The 22,915-nt window shown below is 72.6% G+C and carries 19 protein-coding genes and 1 rRNA gene; 4 read left to right on the top strand and 16 right to left on the bottom strand.

The genetic code is table 11. The features are described 5' to 3' along the window. The 7 genes from PU704_RS08130 to PU704_RS08160 all read right to left on the bottom strand — a co-directional run. Positions 1-302, bottom strand: a 16S ribosomal RNA gene (locus PU704_RS08130); the annotation flags it as partial. 501 nt (positions 303-803) lie between these two features. Next, on the bottom strand, positions 804-2,114 hold the full coding sequence (gene tyrS, locus PU704_RS08135) for a tyrosine--tRNA ligase (protein WP_277550957.1): 1,311 nt from the start codon (positions 2,112-2,114) through the stop codon (positions 804-806). A gap of 61 nt (positions 2,115-2,175) precedes the next feature. Further along, the gene (locus PU704_RS08140) at positions 2,176-4,434 is read right to left on the bottom strand and encodes a HelD family protein (RefSeq protein WP_277550958.1); all 2,259 of its coding nucleotides are present in this window, start codon (positions 4,432-4,434) and stop codon (positions 2,176-2,178) included. Positions 4,435-4,553: 119 nt separating this feature from the next. Continuing rightward, the gene (locus PU704_RS08145; RefSeq protein WP_187347234.1) at positions 4,554-5,060 is read right to left on the bottom strand and encodes an adenine phosphoribosyltransferase; all 507 of its coding nucleotides are present in this window, start codon (positions 5,058-5,060) and stop codon (positions 4,554-4,556) included. A gap of 70 nt (positions 5,061-5,130) precedes the next feature. Continuing rightward, the gene (locus tag PU704_RS08150) at positions 5,131-5,811 is read right to left on the bottom strand and encodes a DNA-3-methyladenine glycosylase (protein ID WP_380112571.1); all 681 of its coding nucleotides are present in this window, start codon (positions 5,809-5,811) and stop codon (positions 5,131-5,133) included. Then, a complete protein-coding gene (gene argH, locus PU704_RS08155) occupies positions 5,808-7,256 on the bottom strand; it encodes an argininosuccinate lyase (RefSeq protein WP_075871056.1) in 1,449 nt (482 codons plus the stop codon). Before argH ends, PU704_RS08150 begins: the two co-directional genes overlap by 4 nt. A 160-nt stretch (positions 7,257-7,416) precedes the next feature. Further along, on the bottom strand, positions 7,417-8,628 hold the full coding sequence (locus PU704_RS08160) for an argininosuccinate synthase (RefSeq protein WP_047802156.1): 1,212 nt from the start codon (positions 8,626-8,628) through the stop codon (positions 7,417-7,419). A gap of 275 nt (positions 8,629-8,903) precedes the next feature. On the opposite strand from PU704_RS08160, the gene PU704_RS08165 reads away from it, so the two are divergent. Further along, complete coding sequence (locus PU704_RS08165; protein WP_277550961.1) at positions 8,904-10,577, top strand: catalase; 1,674 nt, start codon at positions 8,904-8,906, stop codon at positions 10,575-10,577. A 118-nt stretch (positions 10,578-10,695) separates the two neighbouring features. On the opposite strand, the gene PU704_RS08170 is transcribed toward PU704_RS08165, so the two are convergent. Then, positions 10,696-12,216, bottom strand: a complete 1,521-nt coding sequence (locus tag PU704_RS08170) for a long-chain-fatty-acid--CoA ligase (protein WP_277550962.1) — start codon at positions 12,214-12,216, stop codon at positions 10,696-10,698. Positions 12,217-12,399: 183 nt separating this feature from the next. On the opposite strand from PU704_RS08170, the gene PU704_RS08175 reads away from it, so the two are divergent. Beyond that, positions 12,400-12,834: an ankyrin repeat domain-containing protein gene (locus PU704_RS08175; protein WP_277550963.1), complete on the top strand. Its 435-nt coding sequence runs from the start codon at positions 12,400-12,402 to the stop codon at positions 12,832-12,834. Here PU704_RS08175 and PU704_RS19995 read toward each other — a convergent pair. From PU704_RS19995 to argC, 8 genes are all read right to left on the bottom strand, one after another. Then, positions 12,831-13,604: an AMP-binding protein gene (locus PU704_RS19995; protein ID WP_338130225.1), complete on the bottom strand. Its 774-nt coding sequence runs from the start codon at positions 13,602-13,604 to the stop codon at positions 12,831-12,833. The genes PU704_RS08175 and PU704_RS19995 overlap by 4 nt on opposite strands. A gap of 147 nt (positions 13,605-13,751) precedes the next feature. Next, positions 13,752-14,027, bottom strand: a complete 276-nt coding sequence (locus PU704_RS20000) for an AMP-binding protein (protein ID WP_338130223.1) — start codon at positions 14,025-14,027, stop codon at positions 13,752-13,754. A gap of 137 nt (positions 14,028-14,164) precedes the next feature. Further along, the gene (locus tag PU704_RS08185) at positions 14,165-14,659 is read right to left on the bottom strand and encodes an arginine repressor (RefSeq protein ID WP_047803986.1); all 495 of its coding nucleotides are present in this window, start codon (positions 14,657-14,659) and stop codon (positions 14,165-14,167) included. Then, positions 14,656-15,624, bottom strand: coding sequence for an ornithine carbamoyltransferase (gene argF / locus PU704_RS08190; protein ID WP_369821340.1), 969 nt, complete (start codon positions 15,622-15,624; stop codon positions 14,656-14,658). The genes PU704_RS08185 and argF overlap by 4 nt, the downstream gene beginning before the upstream one ends. A gap of 8 nt (positions 15,625-15,632) precedes the next feature. Further along, positions 15,633-16,973 (bottom strand): acetylornithine transaminase, encoded by a 1,341-nt coding sequence (locus PU704_RS08195; protein WP_277550964.1) that lies wholly within the window; start codon positions 16,971-16,973, stop codon positions 15,633-15,635. Further along, the gene (gene argB / locus PU704_RS08200) at positions 16,970-17,899 is read right to left on the bottom strand and encodes an acetylglutamate kinase (RefSeq protein WP_047803989.1); all 930 of its coding nucleotides are present in this window, start codon (positions 17,897-17,899) and stop codon (positions 16,970-16,972) included. The genes PU704_RS08195 and argB overlap by 4 nt, the downstream gene beginning before the upstream one ends. Before the next feature lie 45 nt (positions 17,900-17,944). Further along, on the bottom strand, positions 17,945-19,159 hold the full coding sequence (gene argJ, locus PU704_RS08205; RefSeq protein ID WP_277550965.1) for a bifunctional glutamate N-acetyltransferase/amino-acid acetyltransferase ArgJ: 1,215 nt from the start codon (positions 19,157-19,159) through the stop codon (positions 17,945-17,947). Continuing rightward, positions 19,156-20,205 carry an N-acetyl-gamma-glutamyl-phosphate reductase gene (argC, locus tag PU704_RS08210; protein WP_277550966.1) on the bottom strand — a complete coding sequence of 350 codons (1,050 nt, stop codon included), beginning with the start codon at positions 20,203-20,205 and terminating at the stop codon, positions 19,156-19,158. The genes argJ and argC overlap by 4 nt, the downstream gene beginning before the upstream one ends. Before the next feature lie 334 nt (positions 20,206-20,539). Between argC and PU704_RS08215 the strand changes: the two genes are divergently transcribed. Next, positions 20,540-21,508, top strand: a complete 969-nt coding sequence (locus PU704_RS08215; RefSeq protein ID WP_277550967.1) for a quinone oxidoreductase family protein — start codon at positions 20,540-20,542, stop codon at positions 21,506-21,508. Beyond that, positions 21,505-22,887, top strand: a complete 1,383-nt coding sequence (locus PU704_RS08220) for a M1 family metallopeptidase (RefSeq protein ID WP_277550968.1) — start codon at positions 21,505-21,507, stop codon at positions 22,885-22,887. Before PU704_RS08215 ends, PU704_RS08220 begins: the two co-directional genes overlap by 4 nt. Positions 22,888-22,915: the final 28 nt, after the last annotated feature.

The raw sequence follows: 22,915 nt of genomic DNA on the forward strand, positions 1-22,915 counted from the left end.
ACCCTCTCAGGCCGGCTACCCGTCGTCGCCTTGGTGAGCCATTACCCCACCAACAAGCTGATAGGCCGTGAGCCCATCCAAAACCAGTAAAACCCTTTCCACCCCCCACCATGCGGCAGGAAGTAGTATCCAGTATTAGACCCGGTTTCCCAGGCTTATCCCAGAGTCAAGGGCAGGTTACTCACGTATTACTCACCCGTTCGCCACTAATCACCCCCGCAAGCGGGAGATCATCGTTCGACTTGCATGTGTTAAGCACGCCGCCAGCGTTCGTCCTGAGCCAGGATCAAACTCTCCGTCAAAAAAACAGAAAAACAAACCCACCCACCCCGACAACACAGGGCCGGCGAGCGATCCAGGCCGAAAAAGACCACCCACACCCCACGGAGGCGGGACACAGGCAATCCATCAACCAAACAAAACATTTGGTATCAACAAACATGGCACACTATTGAGTTCTCAAACAACAGACCAAGAACCAGGACCCCCAAGGCCCCGAAACTCGTGAGTGGAATCTTATCCGTGCCTCCCGGTCCCGGAACCAGTGTTCCCAGCCTGAGGAAGCTCATCCATCCTACGCGGCTCGTCTTCGGAGTGTCAACTTCACGCTGGCCCCCGACCGGTCCCGTTCGGACGATCGTTCCCGCATGAACTTGACTCGGCACTCGGCCGGGCTGCTCTTTGCGGGACTGTCGCCGGCAGGCCTCTCGGCCCCGCCTGACGACTCGATGAACATTACACCCCCGTCCGGGGCGCCGCAAACGCGGTTCGCAGACGGGGCGCCGGCTGCGGACGGCCGTGGGTCAGGGGCGCACGGTCACCGCGGCGAGGTGCTTCTTGCCCCGGCGGAGGAGGGCCCAGCGTCCGTGCAGGAGCTGGTCCGGGGCCAGCTCGGCGTCCTCACCGACGACCTTCTCGTTGTTGACGTAGGCCCCGCCCTCCTTGAGGGTGCGGCGTGCGGCGGACCTCGACTCGGACAGGCCGGTGGCCACCAGCAGGTCGGCCACCTGCAGCCGGCCGGCCTCCACGCTGGCCCCGGGCAGCTCGCGCGCCACCGACTCCAGGGTGCCGGCGTCCAGCTGGCCCAGCTCACCGCGGCCGAAGACCGCAGCCGAGGCCGCGATCGCCTTCTCGGTCGCCTCGACCCCGTGCACCAGCGAGTTGACCTCCCAGGCCAGCACCTTCTGGGCCTCGCGCCGGTAGGGCTCCTCCTCGGTCCGGCGGGCCAGCTCCTCGATCTCCGCGCGGGACTTGAAGGTGAAGACCTTCAGCCGGTCCACCACGTCGGCGTCGGCGGTGTTGAGCCAGAACTGGTAGAAGGCGTACGGCGAGGTGAGCTCCGGGTCCAGCCACACCGCGTTGCCCTCGGACTTCCCGAACTTGGTGCCGTCCGAGTTGGTGATCAGCGGCGTCCCGATCGCGTGGACCGCCGCGCCCTCGACTTTGCGGATCAGCTCGGTGCCGGCGGTGAGGTTGCCCCACTGGTCGGAGCCGCCGGTCTGCAGGGTGCAGCCGTGCTCGCGGTGGAGGTTGAGGTAGTCCAGGCCCTGCAGGATCTGGTAGCTGAACTCGGTGTAGGAGATGCCCTCGTCCGAGTTCAGCCGCTTGGCGACGATCTCCTTCTTGATCATCGTGCCCACCCGGAAGTGCTTGCCGATGTCGCGCAGGAAGTCGATGGCCGACAGCTGGGAGGTCCAGTCGAGGTTGTTGACCATCACCGCCCGGTTCTCCCCCTCGAAGGAGAGGAATCGCTCGACCTGCCCGCGCAGCAGGTCCACCCACTGCGCCACGGTCTCCTTGGAGTTCAGGACCCGCTCGGACGTTTGCCGGGGATCGCCGATCAGCCCGGTGGACCCGCCCACCAGCCCGATCGGGTGGTGCCCGGCCAGCTGGAGCCGGCGCATGAGGAGCAGCTGGACCAGGTGGCCCAGGTGCAGGGACGCGGCGGTGGGGTCGAACCCGCAGTAATAGGTGACCTTCTCCTCCGACAGCGACTTCTCGAGCGCGGACTCGTCGGTGGACACGTGCACCAGGCCGCGCCACTGCAGCTCCTGCCAGATGTTGGCGAAGGCCGGGTCGTTGTGCTGGGAGTTCAGATCAATTGCGTTCGACACGGATTCCAAGGTACCAGGGCGCGGACGGGCATCCCGTCCGCGCCCTGTCCCCGGTCCGGGCTCAGAAGCGGTCGAGACCGGCGGGCAGCCCGGCGGCCGTGACGATGCGCAGGCGCTGGGTGGGGCGGGTCATGGCCACGTACAGGTTGCCGACCCCGCCGCCGACCTCGTCCAGCAGGGCCTGCGGCTCCAGCAGCACGACCGAGTCGAACTCCAGGCCCTTCGCGTCCCAGGCGGAGAGCACCACGACCTGCCGGTCCAGGCGGCGCACCCCGGCGCCGACCAGTCCGGGCATCTCCTCGGCCAGGGCGGCGCCGATCTCGGGCACGCGGTCCTCGGGCACGATCACGGCCACGAGTCCCCCGTTGACGAGCTCGAGCTCGGACCGGACGTGGTCGAGCACGGTCCCGACCACCTCGGCGGGGCCGACCCGGCTGACGAGCGGCGGCTCGCCCTCGCGCACGGCCCGCGGCGCGGAGATGTCCAGGCCGGCGGCGCGGGCGACGTCGACGGCGGCCTCCGCGATCGCGGCCGGCGTGCGGTAGTTCACCGTGAGCTCGTCGAGGACGAAGCGCTCCCCCACGAACGGCTCGAGGGCGTCCCCCCAGCTGTGCGCCGCGGTGGCCGAGCCGGCCTGGGCGATGTCCCCGACCACGGTGAAGGACTTCATGGGGCACCGGCGCATCAGCACCCGCCACTGCATCGGGGACAGCTCCTGCGCCTCGTCGACGACGACGTGCCCGTAGGCCCACGTGCGGTCGGCGGTGGCCGCCTCGGCCGCGGTCATGCGGTGCTGGCTCGCGGCGTTGAAGTCCGTCAGCTGGGAGGCGGTGACGATGCCGTCGGCGCCGACGTCCTCGAGGCTCTGGTGCATGTTCTGCAGCGCACGCTCGGCGTTGTCCGTGGCTTTGCGCTGCTCGCGCTCCGACTCGGCCCGCCGGCGCACCCCGGCCTGCTCGAGGTCGCCCAGCAGCTCGGCGGCCTCGTCCAGCAGCGGCACGTCGGCCACCGTGAACGGGCTGCCGGCCGGGCGCAGCAGCGCCTCGACCTGGGCGGGGTCCAGGTGCGGGGCCGCCGACTCGAGGTAGTGCCGCTTGCTGAACAGCTGGTCGACCAGCGTCTGCGGGGACAGCGGCATCCACGCGAGGTTCAGGGCGATCCGCACGTCCCGGGCCTGCCGGATGTCCTCCGCGAGGTAGGAGCGGTCCATCACGTTGCCGCTGGTGGTGTTGAGGTGCTCGCCGAGCTGCTCGGTGAGCTCGCGCAGCACGATCTTCACGAAGGTGTTGCGCGCCTCGTTGTGCGGCTTGCCCGTGGCGCGGGCCCGGTCCCGGGCACGCTTGACGGTGCGCGGGGTCAGCGTCACCCGGTGCGTGTCGACGCGCAGCACCTGCGCCTGGGCGGGGACCTTCTGCCGGTCGCGCACGGCACGGGCGATGACGTCGGCCATGTCCAGGCCCGACTTCAGCCGGGCGGTCCGGGGGTCCCGCTCCGGGACGGCGGCGACGCCCGGGAACAGCTCGGCCAGCGAGGACATGACCACGCCGGTCTCCCCCAGCGCGGGCAGCACGCGCTCGATGTACCAGAGGAACGACGACGACGGGCCCACGATGAGCACCCCGGCCTTGCGCAGCCGCTCCCGGTGCTCGTAGAGCAGGTACGCGGCCCGGTGCAGCGCCACGGCGGTCTTGCCCGTGCCGGGCCCGCCCTGGACGACCCGCACGCCCGGCAGCGGGGCGCGGATGATCTTGTCCTGCTCGGCCTGGATCGTGGCGACGATGTCGGACATCCGCCCGGTGCGCTTCTGGTTCAGGGCCGCGAGCAGGGCGCCCTCCCCGTGGAGCACGCCCTCGTCGTCGAGCATCTCCGGGTCCAGCACGTCGTCCTCCAGGGCGGCGACGTCGCGGCCCTCCAGGATCAGGTGCCGGCGCCGGCGGATGCCCATGTGGTTCTGCGCGGTCGCCTGGTAGAAGGCGGCGGCCTCCCGGGCACGCCAGTCGACCATGAGCCGCTGGTGGTCCTGGGTGGCCAGGCCGATGCGCCCGACGTAGCGGCGGTCGCCCTCGTGCGTGTCCAGCCGGCCGAAGACGAGCCGGTGGTCGACGGCCTCCAGCTGGGCGAGGCGGTCCTCGTAGTGGGAGGCGAAGGCGTCGCGCTCCGCACGGTTCTGGTGGTTGCCGGCCGACTCGCTGCGGCGCACGGCCGCGAGCTCCGCCGTCTTCTCGGCCCGCAGCTCGTCGAGCCGGTCGTAGAGCATCGCGACGTACGCGCGCTCGACAGCAAGTTGCTCGGCCGCCATCGTGGCGACAGTCTCTGCCATGGGTGGACACCTCGTTCCGGATCGAACAGACCATCGATTCTACCGGTACGCCCTGCGATCCCACGCTCGCGCCGCCGCAGGTTGCGTAACGGGAGCAACGCCGGGGACGACACTACCGGTCAGACGCGGTACAGGGCCCGGACACGGTGGCCGCCGAGGCGGCTCCGGCCCCGCAGGTCCGTGAGCTCCATGACCAGTCCGAACCCGGCGACGTGCAGGCCGGCCCGGTGCAGCAGCTGGGCGGTGGCGCCGAGGGTGCCGCCGGTGGCCAGGATGTCGTCCAGCACGAGCACCCGGGCGCCGCGGGGCACGTCGTCCGTGTGGATCTCCAGCACCGCCGAGCCGTACTCGAGGACGTACTCCTCGCGGAAGGTCTCGCGGGGCAGCTTCCCGGCCTTGCGCACCGGGATCAGACCCACGCCGGCGGCGTAGGCCACGGCCCCGGCCATGAGGAAGCCGCGCGCCTCGATCCCGGCCACGTAGTCGAACTGGCCGCGGAACGCGTCGACCAGGGCGTCGATGGTCCGCCGGAAGCCGGCGGCGTCCGCGAACAGGGGCGTGAGGTCCCGGAAGAGGACCCCCGGTTCCGGGTAGTCGGGGATCTTCACGCACAGGCGCTCGATCATCTGCTCAACGGATTCGCTCACGCACGTCATGCTAGCGGTCCCGCGCGTCCGCCGAGCCCGGCCGCCGGACTCAGCGGCGCCGGCGCGGGACGGCGGCACGGTACGGGGAGACGGAGGGCTCCCCCGGGATCCACCAGCGCCAGGGGAACTCGGGAGTTCCCCCCGGCCCGGACACGCCGGTGCGCGGGCCCGAGGCCACCGGCGGCTGCTGCCCACCCTCGGGCGGGACCAGGAAGAAGCCGGCCGCGGCGGGGTCCCCGGCCGCGAGCGCGGCGCCGTCGTGGCCGAGGTCGATCCCCAGCGCCTTGGCCAGGTTGCCGGGACCGCGGGCCAGTCCGGCGTCGGGCACGGGGCTCGACCGGCCCCGGGCGCGGCGGGCGCGGGCCAGCTCGGCGCCCTCCACGACCTCACCGGCCCGCACCAGGCATCCGCCCGCCGCGCCCTCGGGCCGGCAGACGAGGTTGACCGCGTGGTGCATGCCGTAGGTGAAGTACACGTAGACGTGGCCCGGCGGGCCGAACATCGAGGCGTTGCGCGCGGTGCGGCCGCCCCAGGTGTGCGCGCCGGGGTCCGGCAGGTCGGACCCGGCCGGCCCGCCGTAGGCCTCGATCTCCGTGATCCGCACGACCACGGCGCCGTCCTCGCCGCGGTGGCCGAAGAGCCCGCCGAGCAGCCGCGGCGCGACCTCGGGGGCCGGCCGCGAGAGCAGCGCGAGCAGCGCTGTCCCGTCCACGCGCGCCCCGGGCCTCATCCGGCGACGATCGGGGCCCGCCGCGAGAACACGGCGACCTCGGCCACCTGCCGCTCGAGCTCCCCGATCTGGGCGGCGACGGCGGAGGGGGCGGTGCCGCCCTGGGCGCTGCGCGAGGCCAGGGAGCCCCCGACCGTGAGGACCTCCCGCACTCCGGGGTGCAGGTGCGCGGAGATCTGCGCGAAGTCGGCGTCGGAGAGGTCCCAGAGCTCGATCCCGCGCTGCTCACAGACCCGGACCGCGTCCCCGGCGATCTCGTGGGCGTCGCGGAAGGGCACGCCCTGGCGCACGAGCCACTCGGCCACGTCGGTGGCCAGGGCGAAGCCCTGGGGCGCGAGCTCGGCCATGCGCCGGGTGTTGAAGTCCAGCGTGCCGATCATGCCCGCGACGGCCGGGAGCAGGACCTCGAGCTGGTCGATCGCGTCGAAGACCGGCTCCTTGTCCTCCTGGAGGTCCCGGTTGTAGGCCAGCGGCAGGCCCTTGAGCGTGGCCAGCAGTCCGGTGAGGTCGCCGATGAGCCGGCCGGCCTTGCCGCGGGCGAGCTCGGCGATGTCCGGGTTCTTCTTCTGCGGCATGATCGAGGAACCCGTGGAGAAGGCGTCGTCGAGGGTGACGAAGGAGAACTCCTTGGTGGCCCACGTGGTGATCTCCTCCGAGATCCGCGACATGTCCACCGCGATCATCGCGGTGATCCAGGAGAACTCGGCGTAGACGTCGCGCGAGGCCGTGCCGTCGATGGAGTTGTGCACGGCGGAGTCGAAGCCCAGCTCCGCCGCCACGGCCGCGGGGTCCAGGCCCAGGGAGGACCCGGCGAGGGCCCCGGAGCCGTAGGGGGACACCGCGGCGCGGGCGTCCCAGTCGACCAGCCGCTGGACGTCACGCAGCATCGCCCAGGCGTGGGCGAGCAGGTGGTGGGACAGCAGGACCGGCTGGGCGTGCTGGAGGTGGGTGCGCCCCGGCATGGGCGCCTCGGGGTGGGCCCTGGCCTGGTCGAGGAGGGCCTGCACCACGTCGAGCACGTTGCGGGCGATGATCGCGGCGTGGTCGCGCAGGTACATCCGCCCGAGCGTCGCGATCTGGTCGTTGCGGGAGCGCCCGGCGCGCAGCTTGCCGCCGAGCTCGGGGCCGGCCCGTTCGATCAGCCCCTTCTCGAGGGAGCCGTGCACGTCCTCGTCCGAGGGGGCGGGGGTGTAGGCGCCGGAGCGCACGTCGGCCTCGAGCCGGTCGAGGGCCGCGAGCATGCCCTCGAGCTCCTCGCCGTTCAGCAGCCCCGCCGTGTGCAGCACCCGGGCGTGCGCGCGCGAGCCCGCGATGTCGTAGGGGGCCAGCCGCCAGTCGAAGTGCGTCGACCTGCTCAGGGCCGCCAGGGCGTCGGCCGGGCCCCCGGCGAAGCGCCCGCCCCAGAGCGCGCCCTCGTTGGTGCCGTGCTTGTCCTGCTGCGCCATGTCTCTCCTTCTGCCGTCCTGGCGGTTTCTGCCGTCCTGGCGGTCCCGTCGGTGCGGACCGGGTGCGGTCCCCCGGCGTGCGCGGAGGGCCCCACCGCCGGGATGGGGCCCTCCGTCGTCGTGCCCGTTCCTGCTCGGCACGAGCCTACGTGCTCCCGCGCTACTTGCCCTCGGCCGCGAGGCGCTGGTCGCGGGACGCCGCGACCTTCGAGGACATCCCGAACAGCTCGATGAACCCGCGGGCCTGGGACTGGTCGAAGGCGTCCCCCTCGTCGTAGGTGGCGAGGTTGAAGTCGTACAGGGACGTGTTCGACCGGCGCCCGGTGACGGTGGCCTGGCCGGCGTGCAGGGTCATCCGGATGTCGCCGTCGACGTGCTTCTGGGTGTCCTGGATGAAGGCGTCCAGGGACTGCTTCAGCGGGGAGAACCACTGGCCGTCGTAGACGAGTTCCGTCCAGCGCTGGTTGACGGTGCGCTTGAAGCGGGCCTGCTCGCGCTCGACCGTGACGTTCTCGAGCTCGCGGTGGGCGGCGATCAGGGCCATGGCGCCGGGGGCCTCGTAGACCTCGCGGGACTTGATGCCCACCAGCCGGTCCTCGACGATGTCGATCCGGCCGATGCCCTGGGCGCCGGCGCGGCGGTTCATCTCCTGGATGGCCTGCAGCGGGGTGACGGGCTGGCCGTCCAGGGCCACCGGGATGCCGCCCTTGAAGCTGATGACGACCTCGTCGGCCGGGGGCGGGAAGGTGGGGTCGTCCGTGTAGTCGTAGACGTCCTTGGTCGGGGCGTTCCAGATGTCCTCGAGGAACCCGGTCTCCACGGCACGGCCCCAGACGTTCTGGTCGATCGAGAAGGGGTTCTTCTTGGTCGTGACGATCGGCAGGTCGTGCTTCTCGGCGTAGTTGATGGCCTTGTCGCGGGTCAGGGCGAGGTCGCGCACCGGGGCGATGCACTTGAGCTCCGGGCCCAGGGTCTGGATGCCGACCTCGAAGCGGACCTGGTCGTTGCCCTTGCCCGTGCAGCCGTGGGCGACGGTCGAGGCGCCGAAGCGCTTGGCCGCGGCCACGAGGTGCTTGACGATCACCGGCCGGGAGAGCGCCGAGACCACCGGGTAGGCGTCCATGTACAGGGCGTTGGCCTGCAGGGCGGGCATGCAGTACTCGGCCGCGAACTCGTCGCGGGCGTCGGCCACGTAGGCCTCGACGGCGCCGCAGTCCAGGGCGCGCTGGCGGATGGTCTCGAGGTCCTCCCCGCCCTGGCCCACGTCGACGGCCACGGCGATGACCTCGGCCCCGGTCGCCTCGCCGATCCAGCCGATGGCCACGGAGGTGTCGAGGCCTCCGGAGTAGGCCAGCACTACGCGCTCGGTCACGGTGTTCTCCTTCGTCGGTGGTCCGGGCGCCACGGCGTGGGCCCCGTCTCTGTGCATGACTATACACGCTCGGTTGTATTTATGCATTTGGAGGTCCGGCACGCCGGGCCGGACGACCGGCGACCCACCGCAATTATGAATCGCTAGCAATAGCCCGGCGCTTCCGACATACTGGGAGCACGGTCCCGTCCGTGCCGGACGAGCCCACCCGCAACGCCGGGGCCCTCGTGTCCCGGCCGTGCCGCACACCCGGTCCCTACCCCGAGAGGAACCCCATGACGAACGTTCCCGAGCAGACCCTCACCACGCGTCAGGGCCACCCGGTCCACGACAACCAGAACACCCGCACCGTCGGCTCGCGCGGGCCCGCGACCCTCGAGAACTACGCGTTCCTCGAGAAGATGAGCCACTTCGACCGCGAGCGCATCCCCGAGCGCGTGGTCCACGCCCGCGGCACCACCGCGTTCGGCTACTTCGAGGCCTACGGCCAGTACGGCGACGAGCCCATCGCCAAGTACACCCGTGCCAAGCTCTTCCAGGAGGCCGGCAAGCGCACCGACGTCGCCCTGCGCTTCTCCACCGTGGCCGGCGGCCGCGACTCCTCCGAGGTCGCCCGGGACCCGCGCGGCTTCGCCGTGAAGTTCTACACCGAGGACGGCAACTGGGACCTCGTGGGCAACAACCTCGGGGTGTTCTTCATCCGCGACGCCATCAAGTTCCCCGACTTCATCCACTCCCAGAAGCCGGACCCCGTGAACTTCGAGGCCTCCGTGGCCAACCGCGCCTTCGACTTCTGGAGCCAGTCGCCCGAGGCGATGCACATGATCACGATCCTGTTCTCCCCGCGCGGGATCCCGGCGGACTACCGCCACCAGCAGGGCTTCGGCGTGAACACCTACAAGTGGGTCAACGCGGCCGGTGAGTCCGTGCTCGTCAAGTACCACTGGATCCCGAAGCAGGGCGTGAAGTCGCTGACCTCCGCGGACGCGGCGAACATCCAGGCCCAGACCCTGGGCTCGCACACCAAGGACCTCTACGACGCGATCGAGGCCGGCGACTACCCCGAGTGGGAGCTGCAGGTCCAGGTCATGGAGGACCACGACCACCCCGAGCTGGACTTCGACCCGCTGGACGACACCAAGGTGTGGCCGGAGGAGCTGTTCCCGCCGAAGCCGGTCGGGCGCATGGTGCTGAACCGCAACCCGGAGAACTTCTTCGCGGAGAACGAGCAGATCGCCTTCGGCACGGGCGTGCTGGTGGACGGGCTGGACTTCTCCGACGACAAGATGCTCGTGGGCCGCACCTTCTCCTACTCGGACACCCAGCGCTACCGCGTGGGCCCGAACTACCTGCAGCTGCCGGTCAACGCGCCGAAGACGCCGGTGGCCACCAACCAGCGCGACGGCCAGATGGCCTACGCCGTGGACCACGCTCCGGGGCAGAACCCGCACGTGAACTACGAGCCGTCCATCATCGGCGGCGTCCAGGAGACCCCGAAGCCCGAGGGGTACCGGCCCGAGGTCGGCCCGCAGATCAACGCGCGCCTGACCCGCGCCCAGATCGAGCGGACCAACGACTACAAGCAGGCCGGCGAGCGCTTCCAGCTCCAGGAGGACTGGGAGAAGGAGGAGCTCATCGCCAACCTGGTCGACGCGCTGTCCCAGTGCGACCGCCCGATCCAGGAGCGCATGGTCTGGCACTTCTACATGGTCGAGAACGAGATGGGCCGCCGCGTGGGCGACGGCGTCGGCGTGTCCCTCGAGGACGTCAAGGACCTGGGCCCGCTGCCCACCCAGCGCCTCACCGAGGAGGAGCAGCAGCGCGTGGCCAACCTCGGCAACAACGGCCCGCGCAGCGTGGAGGGTCTGACCATGACCCACTGCGTGCCCAACGAGCACGTGTCCGTGGAGCGCGAGCCCCAGGCGAACCCGGCCATGATGGCCAACTGATCCACGGGCCGGGGCCCCGCGCGGGCCCCGGCCGGATCGGTGCCGCCGGCGCAGCGCCGGGGGCAGCAGCAGGAGGGCCCGACCGCAATGCGCGGTCGGGCCCTCCGGCGTACCGGGATCAGCCGCGGCGCCCGGCGCCCTCCAGGTCGAGGGAGCGCTTGAGGATCTTGCCGGTCGGGCCCTTGGGCAGCTCGTCGACCACCTTGTAGTAGCGCGGGTGCTTGTACTTGGCCACGCGCTCGCGCACGAAGGCGTCCAGCTCGTCGATCCTGGCCTCCGTCCCGGCCTCCGGGACGTCGAGGAAGGCCACGACGGCCGCGACCTCCTCGCCCAGCGTCTCGTCCGGCACTCCGACCACGGCAGCCTCCGCGATCCCGGGGAACTGGTAGATGACCTCCTCGATCTCCCGGGGGTACACGTTGTAGCCGCCGCGCAGCACCATGTCCTTCTTGCGGTCCACGATGTAGTAGAAGCCGTCCTCGTCCACGCGGGCGAGGTCGCCCGTGTGGAACCAGCCGTCGCGGATCGCCGCCTCGGTGGCCTCGGGGTTGCGCCAGTAGCCGGCCATCACGTACTCGCCGGCCACCACGAGCTCCCCGATCTCGCCGACGGGGACGTCCTCGTCCCGGTCGTCGACCACCCGCAGCTGCGCCCCGCGCACCACGGTCCCGATGGACCCCGGCCTGCGGCCGTGCGCCTCCTGGTTGAAGCACACCACCGGGGAGGTCTCCGACAGGCCGTAGCCCTCGTAGATGGGGGCCCCGAAGACCCGCTCGAAGCGCTCGAGGATCTCCACCGGCAGCGGGGAGCCGCCCGACACCCCCGCCCGCAGCTGCGGCACCTCGACGGGTCCCTCGCCGGCGGCGTGCAGGAGCGCGATGTGCATGCTGGGCACTCCGGCGAAGATCGTCACCTCGTCGCGGACGAGGATCTCCAGGGCCTTGGCGGGATCGAAGCGGGGCAGCAGCGTGACCGTGGCCCCGGAGGCGATGACGCCGTTGAGCGCCACCGTCTGGCCGAAGACGTGGAAGAACGGCAGCCCGCCGAACATGACGTCCCCGGGCCCCGTGCTGAACAGGCTCGCGGAGAGCTCCGCGTTGGTCCGCAGGTTGTGGTGGGTGAGCACCGCGCCCTTGGGCCGGCCCGTGGTCCCGGAGGTGTAGAGCAGGACGGCGGGCTCGTCGTCGGCCCGCTCGGCGAGCTCCGGCATCGGCGGCACCTCGCCGAGGCTCTGGAGCGTCCCGGCGGCGGTCACCTCGACCACGGGCACCTCCCGCTCCAGCTGCGCGGCAGCGGTGCGGGTGGCCTCGGCCATGGCCTCCCAGACCAGCACGAGGGAGACCTCGGCGTCCTGGAAGTGGTAGGCCAGCTCCCGGGGGCTGAGCAGGGGGTTGAGCGGCACGACCACGCCGCCCATGCGGAGGATGCCGTAGTAGGCGATCGGCATGTGCGGGACGTTGGGCAGGATCATCGCCACGCGGTCACCCGGCCGGATGCCGCGGGCGCAGAGCATCGAGGCCACCCGCGCGGAGAGGTCGTCGAGGGACCGGTAGCTCAGCACCCGGTCGTCGAGCACGATCGCCCGGGCGTCGGGGGCCGCGGCGGCCGAGTCGGTGAGGAGGGTGGCGAGATTGGTCATGGGGACTCCGGATCCCCGGTGCGCGGGCACCGGCGCGAGGAACGGGCGGGGTGAGCTGTGTCACACGAGCGTGCCAGGCAGTTACTGCAACGTCAAGACCCGGATACCGCGATGTGCCCGAGTGCCGCCGGCCCCGATAAACTGCCCGAGCAGCACCTGCCCGCCGACCCGTAAGGACCCGCCGTGACCGAGACCCCCCAGCCGCCCCAGGATCCGGCCGCCCCCCAGCTCACCGAGGAGGAGATGGCCTACGTGCTCACCCTCTTCGACATGGCTCGGGAGGGCCGCACCGAGGAGCTGCTGCCCGCCGTGCGCGCCGGTGTCCCGGTGAACCTCACCAACGGCAAGGGCGACACCCTGCTCATCCTCGCCGCCTACCACCAGCAGGAGGACACCGTCGCGGCGCTGCTCGAGGCGGGGGCGGATCCCGACCGGGTCAACGACAACGGCCAGACCGCGCTGCTGAGCGCTGTCTTCCGGGGCAACGAGGCCGTCGTCCGGGCACTGCTGGAGGCCGGCGCCTCCCAGACGGCCGGCGCCCACTCCGCCGCCGACTTCGCCCGGGTCTTCGAGCGCGCCGACCTGCTCCCGGTGCTCGAGGAGTACGCCGGCCGCTAGCCCAGCCGCTCCACCTCGCGCTTGAGGATCTTCCCGGTGGGCCCCTTCGGCAGGGATCCGACGATCCGGTGGAGCCGTGGGCGCTTGTAGGCCGCCAGGCGCTCGCGCACCCAGGAGCGCAGCTCGGGCACCAGGCGCTCGCCGTCCGCGGCGGGCTCGGTCGTGAGCACCACGAACGCCGCGACCTCCTGCCCCTGCGCCGCGTCCGGGACGCCGACCACGGCGACCTCCGAGACGGCGGGGTGCTCGTACAGCACCTCCTCGACCTCGCGGGGATAGACGTTGTAGCCGCCGCGCAGGACCATGTCCTTCTTGCGGTCCACGATGGAGCAGAAGCCGTCCTCGTCCACGCGGGCGAGGTCGCCCGTGCGGAACCACCCGTCCCGCAGCACGGCGGCCGTGGCCGCGGGGTCGCGCCAGTACCCGGCCATCACGTAGCGGCCGGCCACGGCCAGCTCCCCCACCTCCCCGCGCGGCAGCTCACGCCCCCGGTCGTCCAGCACCCGCAGGTCCGCGCCGGGCACCGCCGTGCCGATGGAGCCCGGCCGGCGCGGGCCCTCGAACCGGTTGAAGCACACCACCGGGGAGGTCTCCGACAGCCCGTAGCCCTCGAGCAGGCGGGTGCCGAACGCCTCCTCGAAGCGCCGGAGCACCTCGACCGGCAGCGCGGCCCCGCCGGAGATCGCGGCCCGCAGCGAAGGGAAGGACGCGGTCCGCTCGCAGCACGGCCATGTCGTCCGCCGCGCGCTCCACCACCCCGGGCAGCGGATCCGCCGCCGGGAGCTCCTGCCCGGGGCCGGCGCCGAGCTCGAGCACGGGGACCTCGAGCCCGAGGTCGGCCAGCGCGGCCCGGGCGGCCTGCGCCATCGCCTCCCACACCACCACGGCGGCGACCTCGGCGTCGCGGAAGTGGTGGGTCAGCTCCCGGGGGGGGTGAGCAGCGGGTTCAGCGGGACGACCGCGGCTCCGGCGCGCAGGATCCCGTAGTACGCGATCGGCATCTGCGGGACGTTCGGTGCGATGAGCGCCACCCGGTCCCCGGCGCGCACCCCGGTGGCGTGCAGCAGCCCCGCGGCCCGGGCGGCGAACGCGTCGAGCTCGGCGTAGCCGAGGACGCGGTCGTCCAGCACCACGGCCGGGCGGTCCGGGTGGCGGGCGGCGGTGTCGGCGAGCAGGGACGCCAGGTCCGGCATGACGGGGTTCCTTCCGGAGCGGGCGACGTGGTGGCCATTGCACCCCACCGGACGGGGCCCGGCCCGTGTCCGCGTCCGGCCTCCCCTGTCCGTCCACCCCGTCCACCGGCACAGGGGCGGGGACCTGCGGGCGGGGCTCAGTCGGCGAGGTCCAGGAACCGGCGGGCCACGGCCTCGCCCCCGTCGGCCTCCCGGCAGACCACCATGATCGTGTCGTCGCCGGCGATGGTCCCGAGCACCGCCGGGAGCACGGAGGTGTCGATGGCGGAGGCGAAGTACTGGGCGGCCCCCGGCGGGGTGCGCAGCACCACGAGGTTGGCGCTGGCCTCGGCCGTGACGAGCAGCTCCCGGCACAGGGACGCCAGCCGCGCGTCGAGCACCTCCTGGGTGATCCCGGCGGCGGGTGAGCGGTCGGCCCCGGCCTGGGGCACCGCGTAGACGAGGGCGCCGGACCCGTCCCGGACCCGGACGGCGCCGAGCTCGACGAGGTCGCGGGAGAGCGTGGCCTGCGTGACCTGCACGCCGTCCTGGGACAGCAGGGCCGCCAGCTCGGCCTGGGAGTGGACGGCGCCGCCGGTCACCAGGGCCACGATCCGCGCCTGGCGGGCGGTCTTGGTCGCCGGGATGCTCATGCCGGCAGGCCCGGGGAGCGGGCGGCGCCGAGGTCGTAGCGCCCGGACCGGGCCATGAGCCACACGAGCAGCGCCTTCTGCGCGTGCAGCCGGTTCTCGGCCTCGTCCCAGACGACCGACTGCGGGCCGTCGATGACCTCCGCGGCGACCTCCGATCCCCGGAAGGCGGGCAGGCAGTGCAGGAACAGCGCTCCGGGATCGGCCCGGGCCATGGCGGCGGCGTCCACGCAGTAGGGCCTGAAGATCCGGGCCCGGGCCTCGGTCTCGGCCTCCTGGCCCATGGACACCCAGGTGTCGGTGCACACCACGTCCGCGCCGGCGAGCGCCTCGGCCGGGTCGGTGGTCACCCGCACCGACCCGCCGGTCCGGGCGGCCCGCTCCTCGGCGGCCCGGACGACGTCGGGGTCCGGCAGGTAGCCCTGCGGCCCGGCCACCCGCACGTGCATGCCGGCCGTGGCCCCGCCCAGCAGGTAGGAGTGGGCCATGTTGTTGGCGGCGTCCCCGAGGTAGGCGAAGGTCAGCCCGGCGGGGTCGCCCCGGTGCTCGCGGACCGTGAGCAGGTCGGCGAGGATCTGGCAGGGGTGGTAGGCGTCGGAGAGCCCGTTGACCACGGGCACGTCCGAGGCGGCGGCCATCTCCTCGAGCCCGGACTGCGCGTAGGTGCGCCAGACGATCGTGGAGACCATGCGGGAGAACACGCGCGCCGTGTCGGCCACGCTCTCCTTGCCCAGCTGGGACTCCCCCGGGTTGATCATCAGGGGGTTGCCGCCGAGGTCGGCGATCCCGGCGGAGAAGGAGGCCCGGGTGCGGGTGGAGGTCTTGTCGAAGACGACGGCCACGGTCTGCGGTCCGGCGTAGGGGCGGTGGGCCCAGCGGTCGGCCTTGAGGGCGAGCGCAAGTTCGAGCACCTCGGACTGCTCCTGCTGGGTGAGGTCCGTGTCGACGAGGAAGTGGCGGGGGGTCATGGACGGTTTCATGCTTCTTTCGCTGGGACGGCGGCCGGAGGGGTGCCGGCCGGGGACGCGGCGGGGGCCGCGACGGCGGTGGTGGCGGTGGTGGCGGTGGACAGGATCCCGGGCAGGGCCTCGAGGAAGGTGCGCGCCTGCTCCTCCGTGAGGATCAGGGGCGGGGCCAGGCGCAGGGTCGCGGGGCCGGTGGCGTTGACGATGAACCCGGCCTCCCGGGCGGCCTCGACCACGGCGGGCCCGTACGGGGCGGCGGCGCCCTCGGGGACGAGGAGGTCGGCGCCGATGAGCAGACCGCGCTGGCGGACCTCGTCGACGCCGGGGACCGCGCGCAGCCCGTCGCCGAGCAGGGCGCCGACCGTGCGGGCGTGCTCGAGCAGCCCGTCCTCCTCGATGACCGTGACGGTGGCCAGTCCCGCGGCGGTGGCCGGCGGGTTGCCGCCGAAGGTGGTGCCGTGCTGGCCGGCGCCCAGCAGCGCCGAGACCTCGGGGCCCACGGTGAGCATCGCCCCGATCGGGAAGCCCCCGCCCAGCCCCTTGGCCAGGGTGAGCGCGTCCGGCAGGTCGTCCCCGGTGAGCTCGGTCGAGGAGGCGAACCACCGGCCGGTGCGGCCCACGCCGGTCTGCACCTCGTCCACGACGAGCAGCGCACCGTGCCGGCGGGTCAGCTCCCGGGCGCGCCGGAGGAAGCCCTCGGGCAGCTCGCGCACACCGGCCTCGCCCTGCACCGGCTCCACGACGAGCGCGGCGACCGTCCCGTCGAGGTGCTGCTCGAGGGCCTCGACCGTGGCGGGGATGTGCCGCACCCCGCCGGGCAGCGGCTCGAAGGGCGCCCGGTAGGCCTCCTTGGCGGTCAGGGCGAGAGCGCCCATCGTGCGCCCGTGGAAGGCCGACTCGAGGGCCAGGACCGTGCTGCGGGGCCGGCCGTCCGGGCCGGGGTGCTCCTGGCCGTGCCGCCGGGCGAGCTTGAACGCGGCCTCGTTCGCCTCGGTCCCGGAGTTCGCGAAGAACACGTGGGACCCGGTGGGGGCCCCGGCCAGGGACAGCAGCTTCCCGGCGAGGGCGATCTGCTGCGGCGAGGTGAAGAAGTTGGAGACGTGGCCCAGCGTGGCCAGTTGGCGGGAGACGATCTCCACCCAGCGGGGGTGGGCGTGGCCGAGGGCGTTCACGGCGATGCCCGCCAGCAGGTCCAGGTAGTCCCGGCCGTCGGCGTCGGTGACCACCGCGCCGTGGCCGTGGGTGAGCACGAGGGAGGGGCTGCCGAAGACGCCGAGCAGCGAGTCGGAGTACTCCCCGAGCAGGGCGGTCTGCGCGGAGTAGCGGGAGGTGGCGTGCTGGGTGGCGGTCATGACGAGGCTCCGTGGTCGGGGACGAGCTGGGTTCCGATGCCGGTGTCGGTGAAGATCTCGAGCAGGCACGTGTGCGGGCTGCGCCCGTCCACGATGGACGCCCGGCGCGCCCCGCCCTCCACGGCCCGCAGGGCCGCCTCCATCTTGGGGATCATCCCCGCCTGGAGGCCCGGGAGCATGGCACGCAGCTCCGAGACGGACAGCGAGGCGATGAGGGAGTCCCGGTCGGGCCAGTTCGCGTAGAGGCCCTCGACGTCGGTGAGCGCCACGAACTTCTCCGCGCGCAGGGCCACGGCGACCGCGGCCGCCGCGGTGTCGGCGTTGACGTTGAGGATCTCCCCGGTCGGCCGGCCGGCGTCGTCGACCTCGGGGGCCACGGAGGAGATCACCGGGATCCGCCCGGCGTCGAGGAGCTGGGTGATGGGCTCGGCGTTGACGCCGACCACCTCGCCCACGTGGCCCAGGTCCACCTCGGCGCCGTCCACCACGGTGCCCCGGCGTACCGCGCGGAAGAGCTCGGCGTCCTCCCCGGACAGCCCGACGGCGTAGGGGCCGGTGGCGTTGAGCAGGGAGACGAGCTCGCGCTGGACCTGGCCCGTGAGCACCATCCGGATCGCGTCCACGGCCTCGCGGGACGTCACCCGCAGTCCGCCGCGGAACTCGGAGGCGATGCCCAGCCGCTCCAGCATCCGGTTGATCTGCGGGCCGCCGCCGTGCACGACCACCGGCCGGACGCCGACGTGGCGCAGGAAGACCATGTCCTGGGCGAAGGCCTCGCGCAGCGGCTCGGAGACCATGGCGTTGCCCCCGTACTTGAAGACCATCACGGCGCCGGCGTAGCGCTGGATCCAGGGCAGGGCCTCCATCAGGGTGCTCGCCTTCAGCTGGGCGGTCTCGTAGCGGGTCGGGTCACTCGGGTGGGGCATGGTTCTCCTGCGCCGTGGGCGGTGGGACGGTGGGCGGTGGGGCGGTCAACTGGAGTAGGCGCTGTTCTCCTCGACGTAGTCGTGAGTGAGGTCGTTGGTCCACACGGTCGCGTCCGCGTCCCCGGCCTTGAGGTCGATCAGCACGCTGACCCGCCGGTCGGCGGCGAGGTCCACGCCCTCCCGGGGGTCCCCGATCGCCCCGTTGCGGCACACGGTCACCCCGTTGATGGTGACGTCGAGCTTGTCGGGGTCGAACGCGGCGTCGGTGGTGCCCACCGCGGACAGCACGCGCCCCCAGTTGGGGTCGTTGCCGAAGACCGCCGCCTTGAACAGGTTGGAGCGGGCCACCGAGCGGCTCACGTCCTCGGCCTGCTTCTCGGTCGCCGCGTTGACCGTGGTGATCGCGATGTCGTGGGAGGCGCCCTCGGCGTCCGTGATGAGCTGCTGCGCCAGCGAGTGGCACACGGCCGTCACCGCCTGGCTGAACTCGAACTCGTCCGGGGTGACCCCGGAGGCGCCCGAGCCGAGGAGCACCACGGTGTCGTTGGTGGACATGCAGCCGTCGGAGTCCGTGCGGTTGAAGGTGACCTTCACGGCGTCCTCGAGGGCCCACTGCAGGGCGTCCGAGGAGAGCTCGGCGTCGGTGGTGAGGACCACGAGCATCGTGGCCAGCCCGGGGGCGAGCATGCCCGCGCCCTTGGCCATTCCGCCGACCGTCCACCCGTCGCGGACGTAGGCCGCCTGCTTGGACACGGAGTCGGTGGTCATGATGGCCCGGGCGGCGGCGGACCCGGACCCGTCGTCGCCGCCCAGGGCCTCGACGACCGTGGGCAGGCCGCGCTCCATCACGTCCATGGGCAGCTGGACGCCGATGAGCCCGGTCGAGCACACCACCACGTCGCCGGCCCCGACGCCGAGCGCCTCGCCCACGAGCTCGGCGGTGCGGTGGGCGGCCTGGAAGCCCTGCGGCCCGGTGCAGGCGTTGGCCCCGCCGGAGTTGAGGACCACCGCGGCGGCCCGTCCGTCGGCGGTCGCGGCCTTGGACCACTGCACGGGGGCGGCCGTGATCCGGTTGGTCGTGTAGACCGCCCCGACGTGGTGCTGCGGTCCGTCGTTGACGACGAGGGCGAGGTCGGGGCCGCCGGAGTCCTTGAACCCGGCGACGGTGCCGGCGGCGCGGAAGCCCTGGGCCGCGGTCACTCCGCGGCCGGTGTCCACCTGGAGGGTGCCGGCGGGCTGCTGGGAGGGATACGTTCTCACGGTGCGACTCCTTGGAGGTTCAGGCCGGTGTCCTCCGGCAGACCGAGGGCGAGGTTCATGGACTGGACGGCACCGCCGGCGGTGCCCTTGACGAGGTTGTCGATGACGCAGGTGACGACCACCCGGCCCGCGCGGGGGTCCAGGGCCAGCTGGAGCTGGGCGTGGTTGGAGCCGGCCACCGACTTCGTGGCCGGCCACGAGCCCTCGGGCAGGACGGTCACGAACTGCTCCGCCACGTAGGCGCCCTCCCAGGCCTCCCGCAGCTGGGCCGCCGTGACCCCCTCGGCGACGCGGGCGGTCGCGGTCGTGAGGATGCCCCGCGGCATGGGCGCCAGGGTCGGGGTGAAGGAGATCCGCACCCGCTCGCCCGCGGCCCGGGACAGGCCCTGTTCGATCTCGGGGGTGTGCCGGTGCGCCCCGCCCACCCCGTAGGGGGTCATGGAGCCCATCACCTCGGAGCCCAGCAGGTGCGGCTTGACGGCCCTGCCCGCGCCGGAGGTGCCCGAGGCAGCGACGATCACGACGTCCTCGGGCTCCAGGAGCCCGGCCGCGAAGCCCGGCCCCAGGGCCAGCAGGGCACTGGTCGGGTAGCAGCCCGGCACCGCGATGCGCGTGGCTCCGCGCAGCTGCTCGCGCTGGCGGGTGCCCTCCCCGTCGACGATCAGCTCGGGCAGCCCGTAGGGCCAGGTCCCCGCGTGGGCCGAGCCGTAGAACTGGTCCCAGTCCTCGGCGGACTCCAGCCGGTGATCGGCCCCGGCGTCGATCACCACGGTCTCCGGCGGCAGCTGCGCGGCGATCGCGGCCGAGGCACCGTGCGGCAGGGCGAGGAAGACGACGTCGTGGTCGGCGAGGTTCTCGACCGTGGTGTCGACGAGCACGCGGTCGGTCAGGGAGTGCAGGTGCGGCTGCAGCTCCCCCAGCCGCTGACCGGCGTTGGAATGGGCCCCCACGGCCCCGATCTCGATCCCCGGGTGGCCGGCGAGGATCCTGAGGACCTCTCCCCCGGCGTACCCGGATGCTCCCGACACTGCTGCGCTGAACGTCATACGGCCCACTCTAGCTCAATTTTATGCATGCTCTTCAATAATTATGCACCGTGACGGGGAGAGCACCGACAGTCTCCGGCGCGGCGCCCGGGCCGCAGGGTCGCGGCGCGGGTCACCAGGTGTCGCTCCGGCCGAGGCCGTCCGTCGCTCCCCCCGGAACGGCTCTGCCCCCGAATCTACGCTTCCCGGACGCAAACATCGATCATGACGGGCGTCCTGCCGTGCCCCCACTTGTGCTCACGCTACCCCTGCGGGACCGGCGCGGGCAGTGCCGCCGGGGACTGCGTGCCTACGATGAGGGCGTTCCGTCCGCGAAGTCCAGGAGGTACCCATCATGGTCCGTTCCGTCATGGTCGAGCAGTCCGGAGGTCCCGAGGTCCTGTCCCTCGGCGAGCGCCCGGACCTCGAACCGGGCCCGCAGCAGCTGCTCGTCGAGACCCGCGCCGCGGGGGTGAACTTCATCGAGGTCTACCAGCGGGAGGGCGTCTACCCCGTGGAGCACCCCTTCACGCCGGGCTCCGAGGGCATGGGCGTGGTCACGGGCGTCGGCTCCGCGGTGGAGCACTTCGCCCTGGGCGACCGGGTCACCACGTCGCAGGCCACCCGGACGTACGCGGACGCCTTCCTGGTCGACGCGGACAAGGCCCTGCGGGTGCCCGCCGGGGTCTCCGACGAGGTCGCGGCGGCCCTGCCCCTGCAGGGGCTCACGGCCCACTACCTGGTCCGCTCCACCTACCCCGTGCAGGAGGGCGACGTCGCCGTGATCACCGCCGGCGCGGGCGGGGTCGGCGGTCTGGCGGTGCAGCTGCTGAGATCGCTGGGCGCCACGGTCGTCGCCCTGGTCGGCTCGCAGGACAAGGCCGAGACGGCGCGCTCGCTGGGCGCCGACCACGCGCTCGTCGGCTACGAGGGCTTCGCCGAGCGGGTCCGGGAGCTCACCGGCGGCCGCGGCGCGGACGTGGTCTACGACTCCGTGGGCAAGGACACCTTCGACGAGTCGCTCCGGGCGCTGCGAAAGCGCGGGGTGCTGGTGCTCTTCGGCGGCTCCTCCGGCCAGGTGCCCCCGTTCGACCTGCAGGGCCTGGCCCGGCACGGCTCCCTGTACGTCACCCGGCCCACGCTCAACGACTACCTGCTCGACGAGAAGGAGCGCAACTGGCGCGCCGGCGAGCTCTTCGACGCGGTGCTCGACGGCTCCCTGACCGTGCGGGTCGCGCAGACCTTCCCGCTGGCGCAGGCCCGGCAGGCCCACGAGGTGCTCCAGTCCCGGGCCGCCCAGGGCAAGCTGCTGCTGGTCCCGTGAGCGCGGCACCGATGCACCGCTACCTCGGGGCGGACGGCGCCCGGGACCCCTACACCCCGTTCGTCGGGTGCTGCGCGGCCACCGTGGAGCACTACGACCTGGACCTCGACTACGACGTCGAGGACAACGGGCTCGAGGCCCGGGCGGTCCTGACCTGCCGCGCCCTCCGGGACACGGACCGGATCGAGCTGGACCTCACCGAGCTCGCCGTGACCGACGCCCGCGTCAGCGGCGGCGGGCTCGGCGGACTGCTGGGTCCCCGCAAGGTCGGCGTGCAGCACCGGGGCAGCCGGCTCGTGCTCACCCTGCCGCGGCCGGTCGCCGCCGGGGAGTCCTTCGTGCTCACCGTGGCCTACGAGGGCTATCCGGAGTCCCTCGACGGACCGTGGGGCGAGATCGGCTGGGCCGAGCTCGACGACGGCGTGCTCGTCGCCGGGCAGCCCACCGGCTCCTCCACCTGGTTCCCGTGCGTGGACCACCCCTCGCACCGGGCGACCTACCGGGTGAGCGTGCACGCCGACGCCGACTACGAGGTCGTGGTGCACGGCGAGCTGGAGTCGGTGGCCGAGCGCGACGGCGAGCGGCACTGGGTCTACACGTCCCGGGTGCCGCTGCCGCCGTACCTGGCCACCGTGCAGATCGGGCCGTACCGGCGCAGCGAGCTCGCCGGCTCCCGGGTCCCGCAGTATCTCGTGTGCTCGAAGAAGCGGCAGAAGAAGGCCGAGAAGACCTTCGCCGATCAGGGCAGGATGCTCGAGGCCTTCACGGAGTGGTTCGGCCCCTTCCCCTTCCCCAGCTACACCGTGGTGGTCGTGGACGAGTCCCTCGAGGACCCGTTCGAGTGCTTCGCCTGCTCCGTGTTCGGCAAGAACCAGCTCGGCACGGACTGGGAGGAGCAGCGGCTGGTGGCCCACGAGCTGGCCCACCAGTGGTTCGGCAACAGCCTCGTGCTCGCCTCCTGGCAGGACATCTGGCTCAACGAGGGCTTCGCGTCCTACGCGGAGTGGGTCTGGTCCGAGGCCTCCGGGGGCAAGCCGGCCCGCTGGCACGCGGAGAAGGCCCACCGGACCCTGTCCAAGATGCGCCAGGACCTGGTGATCGGCGATCCCGGGCAGGTGCGCCTGTTCGACGACGTGGTCTACGTGCGCGGTGCGCTGACCGTCCACGCCCTGCGCGAGGCGCTGGGCGAGGAGGCCTTCCGGGGCATGCTCCGCGGCTGGGTGGCGGCCCACCGCGACGGGTGGGTCAGCACGGCCGGCTTCCGCGAGCACCTGCGCTCCTGGGCGCCCCCGCAGCGCTGGGCCGAGCTCGACGGCCTGCTGGACGCGTGGCTGCTCCGCCCGGAGCTGCCCGCACTGTCCGCCCCCGCCCGGCGCTGACCCGTCCCGCGGCGGCCCGACACGGGAC

The organism is Kocuria oceani (genome assembly GCF_029524215.1).
Classification (GTDB): domain Bacteria; phylum Actinomycetota; class Actinomycetes; order Actinomycetales; family Micrococcaceae; genus Kocuria; species Kocuria oceani.

Bases quoted from the DNA above. Each gene is read 5' to 3' on its own strand.
- PU704_RS08140 (WP_277550958.1), bottom strand. From the start codon at position 4,434: ATGGCAGAGACTGTCGCCACGATGGCGGCCGAGCAACTTGCTGTCGAG.
- PU704_RS08145 (WP_187347234.1), bottom strand. From the start codon at position 5,060: ATGATCGAGCGCCTGTGCGTGAAGATCCCCGACTACCCGGAACCGGGG.
- PU704_RS08150 (WP_380112571.1), bottom strand. From the start codon at position 5,811: ATGAGGCCCGGGGCGCGCGTGGACGGGACAGCGCTGCTCGCGCTGCTC.
- argH (WP_075871056.1), bottom strand. From the start codon at position 7,256: ATGGCGCAGCAGGACAAGCACGGCACCAACGAGGGCGCGCTCTGGGGC.
- PU704_RS08165 (WP_277550961.1), top strand. From the start codon at position 8,904: ATGACGAACGTTCCCGAGCAGACCCTCACCACGCGTCAGGGCCACCCG.
- PU704_RS08170 (WP_277550962.1), bottom strand. From the start codon at position 12,216: ATGACCAATCTCGCCACCCTCCTCACCGACTCGGCCGCCGCGGCCCCC.
- PU704_RS20000 (WP_338130223.1), bottom strand. From the start codon at position 14,027: ATGCCGGACCTGGCGTCCCTGCTCGCCGACACCGCCGCCCGCCACCCG.
- PU704_RS08185 (WP_047803986.1), bottom strand. From the start codon at position 14,659: ATGAGCATCCCGGCGACCAAGACCGCCCGCCAGGCGCGGATCGTGGCC.
- argF (WP_369821340.1), bottom strand. From the start codon at position 15,624: ATGACCCCCCGCCACTTCCTCGTCGACACGGACCTCACCCAGCAGGAG.
- PU704_RS08195 (WP_277550964.1), bottom strand. From the start codon at position 16,973: ATGACCGCCACCCAGCACGCCACCTCCCGCTACTCCGCGCAGACCGCC.
- argB (WP_047803989.1), bottom strand. From the start codon at position 17,899: ATGCCCCACCCGAGTGACCCGACCCGCTACGAGACCGCCCAGCTGAAG.
- argC (WP_277550966.1), bottom strand. From the start codon at position 20,205: ATGACGTTCAGCGCAGCAGTGTCGGGAGCATCCGGGTACGCCGGGGGA.
- PU704_RS08215 (WP_277550967.1), top strand. From the start codon at position 20,540: ATGGTCCGTTCCGTCATGGTCGAGCAGTCCGGAGGTCCCGAGGTCCTG.